Origin of the sequence: Candidatus Sodalis sp. SoCistrobi (assembly GCF_900143145.1) — a bacterium.
In the GTDB taxonomy this organism is placed as follows: domain Bacteria; phylum Pseudomonadota; class Gammaproteobacteria; order Enterobacterales; family Enterobacteriaceae; genus SoCistrobi.
In genome coordinates this window covers 1-8,541 of the sequence record NZ_FRDB01000132.1, presented here as the reverse complement: position 1 = coordinate 8,541, position 8,541 = coordinate 1, and the positions used below count along the sequence as shown (strand labels likewise).

Here is an 8,541-nt window from a genome sequence, read left to right as displayed (position 1 = left end):
CGGCGACTCCTACGATAATGCGATGGCAGAGAGTATCAACGGGTTGTACAAAACGGAGGTTATCCACCGCGGGAGCTGGAAAAACCGGACGGAAGTGGAGTTGGCCACGCTGGACTGGGTGGACTGGTACAACAACAGAAGGCTGCTCGGGCGGCTGGGTTACATCCCTCCTACTGAAGCCGAAATGAACTATTACGCTTTGCAATTAGCATCAGAGGAAGCGGCGTAGTATTGCCAAAATTACTCTCTAATAAACTCGGGGTTATTCACCTTAAGGCGCTTGCGCCGCCCTGATAGACCGGGATTGACCTTGATTTTGGGCTGTTGATTTTACCCTGCTAAATTTCTTGACTTAACACGGTAGCTTTCCGGTGTTTTCCGGTGTTTTCCGACGTCAGTGTCGAGCTGCGCCATTTTATTTTCACCAATTTCATGCCGGCGACCGGCGACGTTATCCAGCGCTATCTGGAACAATTCATCCTCAATTCGAGCCGAATGACCGCGGTGGGCACCTGTGGCCTTATCGTCACCGCGCTGCTTTTGATTTACTCGGTGGATACGGTGCTTAACAGTATCTGGCGCAGCAAAAACAAGCGGCCGGTTATTTTCTCTTTCGCGGTCTATTGGATGGTGTTAACCCTGGGTCCGCTGCTGGCGGGTGCCAGCATGGTATTGAGCTCGTATCTGTTTTCGCTTACCTGGCTGAATGTCAGCGGCGCCAACGGGGTATTGACGCTCTTGTTGCGCATTTTTCCGCTGCTGCTTTCCTGCGCGTCGTTCTGGCTGCTCTATAGTCTGGTGCCGACGGTACGGGTGCCGGCGCGGGATGCGCTGGTGGGGGCGCTGGTGGCGGGCGCGTTGTTTGAACTGGGAAAAAAAGGATTCGGGCTGTATGTCACCCTGTTTCCCTCCTACCAGTTGATTTACGGGGTGCTGGCGGTGATCCCCATTCTGTTTCTTTGGGTGTACTGGAGCTGGTGCATTGTATTATTGGGGGCGGAGATCACCGCATCGCTGAGCGAGCACCGGCTGGCCGCCGCGCATCACGCCGCCCAGACTGTAAGGAATACTGATGATAGCGTTGATACAACGGGTCACGCAGGCCAGCGTCACCATCGACAATAAGGTGGCGGGCGCCATAGGTCCGGGGCTCCTGATCCTGCTGGGCGTCGAGCGGCAGGACGATGAACAGAACGCGGCTAAATTGTGTGAGCGTGTACTGGCTTACCGTATATTCAGCGATGAGCAGGGCAAGATGAACCTGAATGTGCGCCAGTCGGGAGGGAGCGTACTGATTGTATCTCAATTTACACTGGCGGCGGACACCGATCGGGGCCTGCGTCCGGGGTTTTCCCGCGGCGCGGCGCCGGCGGATGCCCGTCGGCTGTATGATGACTTTACCGACCGCTGCCGGCAAACCGGTATTCGGACCGAAACCGGTCGCTTCGGCGCCGATATGCAGGTGGCGCTGGTCAACGACGGGCCGGTAACCTTCTGGCTGCAGGTCTGAACGGCCGGACGGCATATTTAATAAAGAGAGATCGGTATGTATCACTTGCGCGTTCCAGAAACCGAACAGGAACTACAACAATACTATCAGTTCCGCTGGGAGATGCTGCGCAAGCCGCTACATCAGCCGCCGGGCTCCGAGCGGGATGCTTATGACGCTATGGCGCATCATCAGATGGTGGTGGATGAGCAGGGGCAGCCGGTGGCGGTGGGGCGACTGTATGTCAATGCCGACAATGAAGCGTCGATACGCTTTCTGGCGGTGCATCCGCAGGTGCAGGATAAAGGCCTCGGTACGCTGGTCGCGATGACGCTGGAGTCGGTAGCGCGCCAGGAGGGAGTCAAGCGGGTGGTGTGTAGCGCCCGTGAAGATGCGGTGGCTTTTTTCGCCAAACTGGGGTTCGTCAACCAAGGCGAAATCATCACCCCCTCCACCACCCCTATCCGGCATTTTCTGATGATTAAGCCTATCGTCACCCTGGATGATATCCTGCATCGACCCGACTGGTGCGGGCAGTTGCAGCAGGCTTGGTATCAGCATATACCGCTCAGCGAGAAAATGGGCGTGCGTATCAGTCAGTATACCGGGCAGAAGTTTATGACCACCATGCCTGAAACCGGCAACCAGAATCCGCACCATACGCTATTTGCCGGCAGCCTGTTTTCGCTGGCGACGCTGACCGGCTGGGGGCTGATTTGGTTGCTGCTGCGCGAGCGCCAGCTCGGCGGTACGATTATCCTGGCCGATGCGCATATCCGTTACATCAAACCGGTGATCGGCAGGCCGGGGGCGATAGCGGATTTGGGATCGCTATCGGGCGATTTGGACCGGCTGGCGCAGGGGCGCAAAGCGCGGGTACAACTGGAGGTGGAGTTGTACGGCGATGATGTCAAGGGGGCCATCTTTGACGGCATTTTTCTGGTCCTGCCGCCGTCGCTGGATATTCCCCTGGAGCGAGGCGGTTCCAATGCCGGCTGAGGCTAAGGCTGCGCGCGGCATCGCGGCATCGCGGCGCCCGCCGCGACATGCGATCAACGCAGGCTATGTCCCTTGGCGCGGGCTAGCGCGAGTGCCGGCGCGGTGTCGCGACTCCCGGCGCGAGCGACCCTGTCAGGGCTCAAGCGTCGCCACAACCTCCCCGTGGTGCATGCTTTGATTGAGCATTTGCCCCGCCGTGCTCTGCGCCTGCAGCGTGCCGTTTAGCGAGGGCTTGAGCGGCGCGGCCGCCGTCATCTGTCCCCGCAGTTGCAGCTTGAGATTGGCGTTGCCCGTCAGCGGCAGCGTCGGCCACCCCCAATTATGTAACACGTTGACCGGGACCGCCCGCCCGTTGAGGCTGAGCGTAAAATCTCGCGCCGGGCGCTGGCTGACGGTCGCGGTGGCCTCCAGCAGCCCTTCGCCGGTGAATGCGCTTAGCTCGCTGATGTTCAGCGCATCACCGGTCGCGTTCAACGTCAACGACGGCTGGCGCACATCGGTTTTGTTGAAGGTGGCGTCGCTGCCGTTCAGGGTCAGGTTACCTGACCAGACACCCCACTGATGGTCGCGCGCCAGTTGCCTGCCGGTGACGTCCAGGGCGGTGATCTGGAACGGAAACGCCGGCGTAATATCAATAATCAGGTTGCGGTTGGCGCTCAGCCTGTCCACCGACACGTCCGCCAGCCAGGATGGCAGCGGCTGGAGCCAGCTCGCGCGCCAGTTCGCGGGCAGCGTATATTCCAGGCCGGCTATCATCAGCTCATCCAGCGCCAGCTTGCGATCCTGCCGCAGCCAGCGCCCGCTGGTGCGCAGCAACCCGCGTTCCCAGCGGCCGCTGAATTGACGGATCTCAATGCCCTGCGGCGAAAACGTCATATTGGCGAGGGTGTCCGTCAAGTGCACGCCGCCATTGATTAAATCGCTGGCGTTGAACGAAAGCGAACCGTCCTGCGCCGACCAGTCGCCGTCTTGGAAAGTCATGTTGCGCAGGGTTAAATCCAGATCGTTAAACGCCCAGTTGCGCCCCTCCATACGCGCATCAATCAAATCGACGCGGCGCAATGTGATCTTGGGCACCGAGAACACTTGGCGCAAGAAATCGTGCAGCGTCTTTTCCGACTGCAAACGCACATTGCTCAGCCGTAGGGTATCGACCTGCCAGCTGCCGTCGGGCGCGCGTCGGGCGGTGCCGGTAAGCTCGCCCTGATACAGATCGGCGCCGAGATTATCCAGAGTGAGCGCTTGGTCGTTAACTTCCCCCTGGACCAGGACATTTTGCGCCGGAACGCCGTTGAGCGTCAGCGAATGGGCGCTGAGTTGGAAACGCGCCTGCCGGCCCAGCGGATAGCCGACCTGCGGTTGCCAGGGCGAGATGCCGGCGTTGACGTTCTGGCCGTTGAGACGCCAGTCGCCGTGCGGGGCGCTGACCGCCATGCCGTTGAGCTGTAGTGTATCCGCCTGTAGCGGCCAGGCCGGCGCGGCCGGGTCCAGGTTTAGGGTTCCCTCCTGCAATTGCAGGCGATTCACGTGCCAGGGGCTGGTGAGTTGCCGCACGCCAAGCTCTGCCACCACCCGCTTGGCCACCAGGGTCGGCAACGCGCCTTTCTTGCCGAGGCTGACGTTATCGAGCTGAATTTCGCTAAAGTTGGTCCAGCTGTGATTGATGCCGCCGAGAGAAACCTGATAATCGCTATGCCGGGTCAACTGTTGGCTCAGCCAGCCGGCCCCCCAGGAGGTTTGCAGCAGCATATAGACAAGCACAATGAGCAATAAGAGAACGAGGATCAGAGAGATCAGCAATTTGCCTAGCAATTTCATTGCACATTCCGCAGTGGTGAAGACAGATACACTGTTTATGCCGCAATTGACCGGCTATCTCAAGTGACAAAGCGGTGCGGCAACAAAAAAAAGACCGCGACGTTATCGCCGCGGTCTGCACCGTTCCCGGTCGCCCTGCTTAATTTTTTTCGGGCGGAAACAGGATGTTAAGGAAAATAGCGGTTATACCGCCGGCGGCGATGCCGGACGACAGCAGCGTTTTTAGCCACTGTGGCGCGTATTGCAGGATAAGCGGCTGCTGAGAGACGCCAAGACCCACCGCCAGCGACAGCGCGATAATCATTATCGCCCGACGGTTGAGACGCTCGCGGGACACGATCCGTACCCCCGATGCGGCGATGGTGCCGAACATCACAATCGTTGCGCCGCCCAGAACCGGCTCGGGAATATGCTGCACCACGCCGCTGACCGCCGGGAACAGGCCGAGGGCGATAAGCATCAGCGCCACCACAAAACCGACATAGCGGCTGGCGACGCCGGTAAGCTGGATCACGCCGTTATTTTGGCCGAAACAGGAATTCGGAAAGGTATTAAACACCGCCGACAGCATAGAGTTCAGACCATTGGCCAGTACGCCGCCTTTCAGGCGCTGCATGTATAAAGGACCCCGCACCGGTTGTTCCGACACGTCCGAGGTGGCGGTAATATCGCCAATGGTCTCGATAGAGGTGACCATAAACACCAGCATCAGCGGAATAAGCAGATCCCAATCAAAACCCAGCCCGTAGTAAAGCGGTGTCGGCACCACAATTAACGGCTGTGCCGTCGCCGGCGCCGACGGCGGCAGCATTCCGGTCGCCCAGGCCAGCAAATAGCCCACCACCATGGCGCTCACCAGCGAGGCGACGCGCAGATAGGGGTTGCGCTGGCGATTCAGCAGGATAATCACCAACAACACCACGCCGACCAGCATCAGATTTTTCGGGGCGCCAAAGCTGTGGTCGTTCAGTGCGGCAAAACCGCCGCCAATCGACGTCAGGCCCACCTGAATAAGCGAAATGCTGATAATCATCACCACGATGCCCGACACCAGGGGGGTAATGATGCGCCGTGCCAGATGCAGTACCCGCGAGAGCAGAATTTCGGTACAGGAAGCCACCATCAAGGTGCCGAACAGCGCGGCCATCATGGTCGGCACATCGGCGCCGCCGTTTTTCAGCGCCAGGCCGCCCATAATCAGCGGCGACACGAAATTGAAGCTGGTGCCTTGAATGGACAGCAGGCCCGAGCCCACCGGTCCCCAGGTTTTGATTTGCAGAATCGACGCCAACCCGGAGGCAAACAGCGACATACTGATAATATGGCGGGTATCCTCCGCCGGCAGGCCCAGCGCCGGCGTGATGACCGCCACAAACATCGCCAGCAGATGCTGACAGGCGGCAAACAAGGTTTGCGGCAACGGCGGCCGGTCATCAAGGCGGTAAATCAGCTCGCTGGGGGCGCTGTCGGCGGGGGCGGAAGAGGTGTTAATCACGGGCGATGTCATGGCAAGCAACGTTCCTGGGCGGCAAAGAGGGCATTTTAATCATCCTGACCGGAAAAGCAATCGATTGCACCGCCCGCGACACGGGTCATTGACGTTGATCAACGGTTCGGCCCGCGCCGCGCCAACGGGCGCTGTCGCGCCAACCCGTCCGCGGGCCTGATACCGGCATCAAAGCGGTTCCCCGCCGGCCATGCCGACTATGCCGGGGGGCTTAACGGCGGTCTGTCGAAGGCAATCTCAGGTCCCATAAGGTTTCATCGTGGCCCGCCGGTAGGAAAGCAGCATGCCATCGCCGGGGGCCTAGCGGCGGCGCAGTGTGGACCGGCTAACGGGCAAGCCGTATTCATCGGCGGCAAACGTCGGTCAGGCAAAGGTATAACGCACGCGCTCCGGCATCCAGCGTTCAATCAGGGCGCGGGCCGCGTCGGGGTGATGTTGATGAATATGCCGCGCCAGTCGCTGCACTTCCGGGATCATCCCCTGATCGCGCAGCAAATCCGCCACCCGAAATTCGGCATTACCGGTTTGGCGGGTGCCCAGCAGTTCGCCGGGGCCGCGAATTTCCAGGTCCCGCTGGGCGATGACAAAGCCGTCATTGCTATCGCGCAGTACCTGCAGACGCGACTGCGCGGTTTTGCTCAGCGGCGTCTTGTACAACAATACGCAGTGGGAGGCCACCGCGCCGCGACCGACCCGTCCGCGCAGCTGATGCAGCTGCGCCAGCCCGAGGCGTTCAGGATTTTCGATAATCATCAGGCTGGCGTTGGGCACATCGACGCCGACTTCGATGACCGTGGTCGCCACCAGCAGCTGTACCTCGCCCGCCTTGAACGCCTGCATGAGCTGCTGCTTTTCCAGCGCCTTCATGCGCCCATGCACCAGCCCGACGCGCAGCTCGGGCAGCGCGCTTTTCAGTTCCTGCCAGGAGGCCTCGGCCGCTTGCGCTTCCAAAACGTCCGATTCCTCTATCAAAGTACAGACCCAGTACGCCTGGCGTTGCTCCTGCAGGCAGGCCTGACGGACGCGCTGGATGATTTCGGCGCGCCGGGTATCCGGGATAGCGACCGTGGTCACCGGCGTGCGTCCCGGCGGCAGTTCATCGATGACCGAGGTATCCAGGTCAGCATAAGCCGTCATCGCCAGAGTTCGGGGAATAGGGGTGGCGGTCATGATCAACTGATGCGGATGGAAGCCCTGCGCGACGCCTTTTTCCCAAAGCGCCAGCCGCTGGTGGACGCCGAAACGATGCTGCTCATCGATAATCACCAGCGCCAGGCCGGCAAAACGCACCTGTTCCTGGAAAATGGCGTGGGTGCCCACTATCATCGACACCCGACCGTCACTTATAGCCTCCTGCTGCGCCTGACGCGCTTTTCCTTTCTGCTTGCCCGCCAGCCAACCGACCTCGATGCCCAGTGGCGCAAACCAGTCGCGGAAGTTCTGCGCATGCTGTTCGGCCAGCAGTTCGGTGGGCGCCATCAGCGCCACCTGCCGGCCATCGCTGATGGCGCTTAATGCCGCCAGCGCCGCCACCAGCGTTTTACCAGAGCCGACGTCTCCTTGCACCAATCGCATCATCGGGACGTCGCGCGCCAAATCTTGATTGATTTCCGCCACCACGCGCCGCTGGGCGCCGGTCGGCGCAAACGGCAGCGCGGCAAGAAAGCGCTGGGACAGGAGGCTATCGGCGCGCAGCGGTAGAGCGCGATCTTTTTGCACCCCGGCCCTGACCGCCAGCATGCTGAGATTATGCGCCAACAGTTCTTCCAGAATCAGCCGCCGCTGCGCCGGGTGACGGCCCAGCAACAAATCATCCAGGGAGATTTCCGGCGGCGGGCGGTGCAGCATTCGTAAAGCATCGGGCAGGCTCATTAACCCGCCGCTCAGCTCCGGCGGTAGCAGCTCGGCGACCGGGGTGATTTCCAGCAGTTTCAGGGCCTGATCGACCGCGTTGCGCAGCGTTGCCTGTCGAACGCCCTCGGTGGTCGGATACACCGGCGTCAGCGCGGCGGCAAGCGTCACCTCGCTGCGCTCATTGATGACATGGTACTCGGGATGGATGATCTCGCCGCCATGCTGGCCGCGGCGGATTTCGCCGTAGGCGGTGACCCATTGGCCGGGGGAGAGGCTATTTTTCATCGCCGCGTTGAAATGGAAGAAACGCAGCGTCAGCACGCCGCTGTCGTCACGCAGGCGGCAGGTGAGCATGCGTTTGCGGCCAAAACTGATGTCGCTATTCAGGACTTCTCCCTCTACCGTCACCGTCATACCGGGCAGCGCCTCGCCGATAGGGTACAGTTTGGTGCGGTCTTCATAGCGGGCCGGCAGGTGTAACAGCAGATCCTGCAGGTTTTCCAGTCCGAGCCGGGCAAACTTGCTGACAAGACTCGGGCCGACCCCTGATAGCGTATTCAGCGGAATGGCGCTCAACAAGCGGCCTTCGGTCATATCAGCACTCCATGGCGTGTGTAAAAGGCCCGCTGTTCGGGGAAGCAATCATGTCAGGCCGGGGGGTTGCCCATAGCGCGTTTTCGCGCCTCTTAAGAATACAGGTCGGGCGGGCATAATCAAGGGTGGGGGACGCGCCTTGCGCGGCTTAAGGGCATAGGTATCTACACATTTATCGTGATACCTGTTATTACTTTGCAGAATGATTTCAACCTATCTGTTGGCGGGATTGACTCTCGCCTTACCCGCCGATATCAGACGCTGGTTAAACAGCATATGA

At 60.3% G+C, this 8,541-nt stretch carries 6 protein-coding genes and 1 pseudogene; 4 read left to right on the top strand and 3 right to left on the bottom strand.

Features of this window, described 5'->3' with window-relative positions; all coding sequences use genetic code 11:
• From CINSTRO3249_RS10000 to fabY, 4 genes and pseudogenes are all read left to right on the top strand, one after another.
• On the top strand, positions 1–229 hold a 229-nt coding region (locus CINSTRO3249_RS10000; protein ID WP_143146879.1), incomplete at its 5' end, for an integrase core domain-containing protein.
• A gap of 137 nt (positions 230–366) precedes the next feature.
• A pseudogene (locus tag CINSTRO3249_RS09995) lies at positions 367–1,125 on the top strand (virulence factor BrkB family protein); the annotation flags it as partial.
• A complete protein-coding gene (gene dtd, locus CINSTRO3249_RS09990) occupies positions 1,073–1,510 on the top strand; it encodes a D-aminoacyl-tRNA deacylase (RefSeq protein WP_074013174.1) in 438 nt (145 codons plus the stop codon). The pseudogene CINSTRO3249_RS09995 and the gene dtd, both read left to right, overlap by 53 nt.
• A 36-nt stretch (positions 1,511–1,546) precedes the next feature.
• Complete coding sequence (gene fabY, locus CINSTRO3249_RS09985; protein ID WP_074013173.1) at positions 1,547–2,488, top strand: fatty acid biosynthesis protein FabY; 942 nt, start codon at positions 1,547–1,549, stop codon at positions 2,486–2,488.
• 132 nt (positions 2,489–2,620) lie between these two features.
• On the opposite strand, the gene CINSTRO3249_RS09980 is transcribed toward fabY, so the two are convergent.
• The 3 genes from CINSTRO3249_RS09980 to recG all read right to left on the bottom strand — a co-directional run bounded on the left by CINSTRO3249_RS09980 (position 2,621) and on the right by recG (position 8,261).
• Positions 2,621–4,306, bottom strand: a complete 1,686-nt coding sequence (locus CINSTRO3249_RS09980) for an AsmA family protein (RefSeq protein ID WP_074013172.1) — start codon at positions 4,304–4,306, stop codon at positions 2,621–2,623.
• Positions 4,307–4,445: 139 nt separating this feature from the next.
• A complete protein-coding gene (locus tag CINSTRO3249_RS09975) occupies positions 4,446–5,813 on the bottom strand; it encodes a nucleobase:cation symporter-2 family protein (protein ID WP_074013171.1) in 1,368 nt (455 codons plus the stop codon).
• Positions 5,814–6,176: 363 nt separating this feature from the next.
• A complete protein-coding gene (recG, locus tag CINSTRO3249_RS09970; RefSeq protein WP_074013170.1) occupies positions 6,177–8,261 on the bottom strand; it encodes an ATP-dependent DNA helicase RecG in 2,085 nt (694 codons plus the stop codon).
• Between the last annotated feature and the right edge of the window lie 280 nt (positions 8,262–8,541).

Bases quoted from the DNA above. Each gene is read 5' to 3' on its own strand.
- dtd (WP_074013174.1), top strand. From the start codon at position 1,073: ATGATAGCGTTGATACAACGGGTCACGCAGGCCAGCGTCACCATCGAC.
- fabY (WP_074013173.1), top strand. From the start codon at position 1,547: ATGTATCACTTGCGCGTTCCAGAAACCGAACAGGAACTACAACAATAC.
- CINSTRO3249_RS09980 (WP_074013172.1), bottom strand. From the start codon at position 4,306: ATGAAATTGCTAGGCAAATTGCTGATCTCTCTGATCCTCGTTCTCTTA.
- CINSTRO3249_RS09975 (WP_074013171.1), bottom strand. From the start codon at position 5,813: ATGACATCGCCCGTGATTAACACCTCTTCCGCCCCCGCCGACAGCGCC.
- recG (WP_074013170.1), bottom strand. From the start codon at position 8,261: ATGACCGAAGGCCGCTTGTTGAGCGCCATTCCGCTGAATACGCTATCA.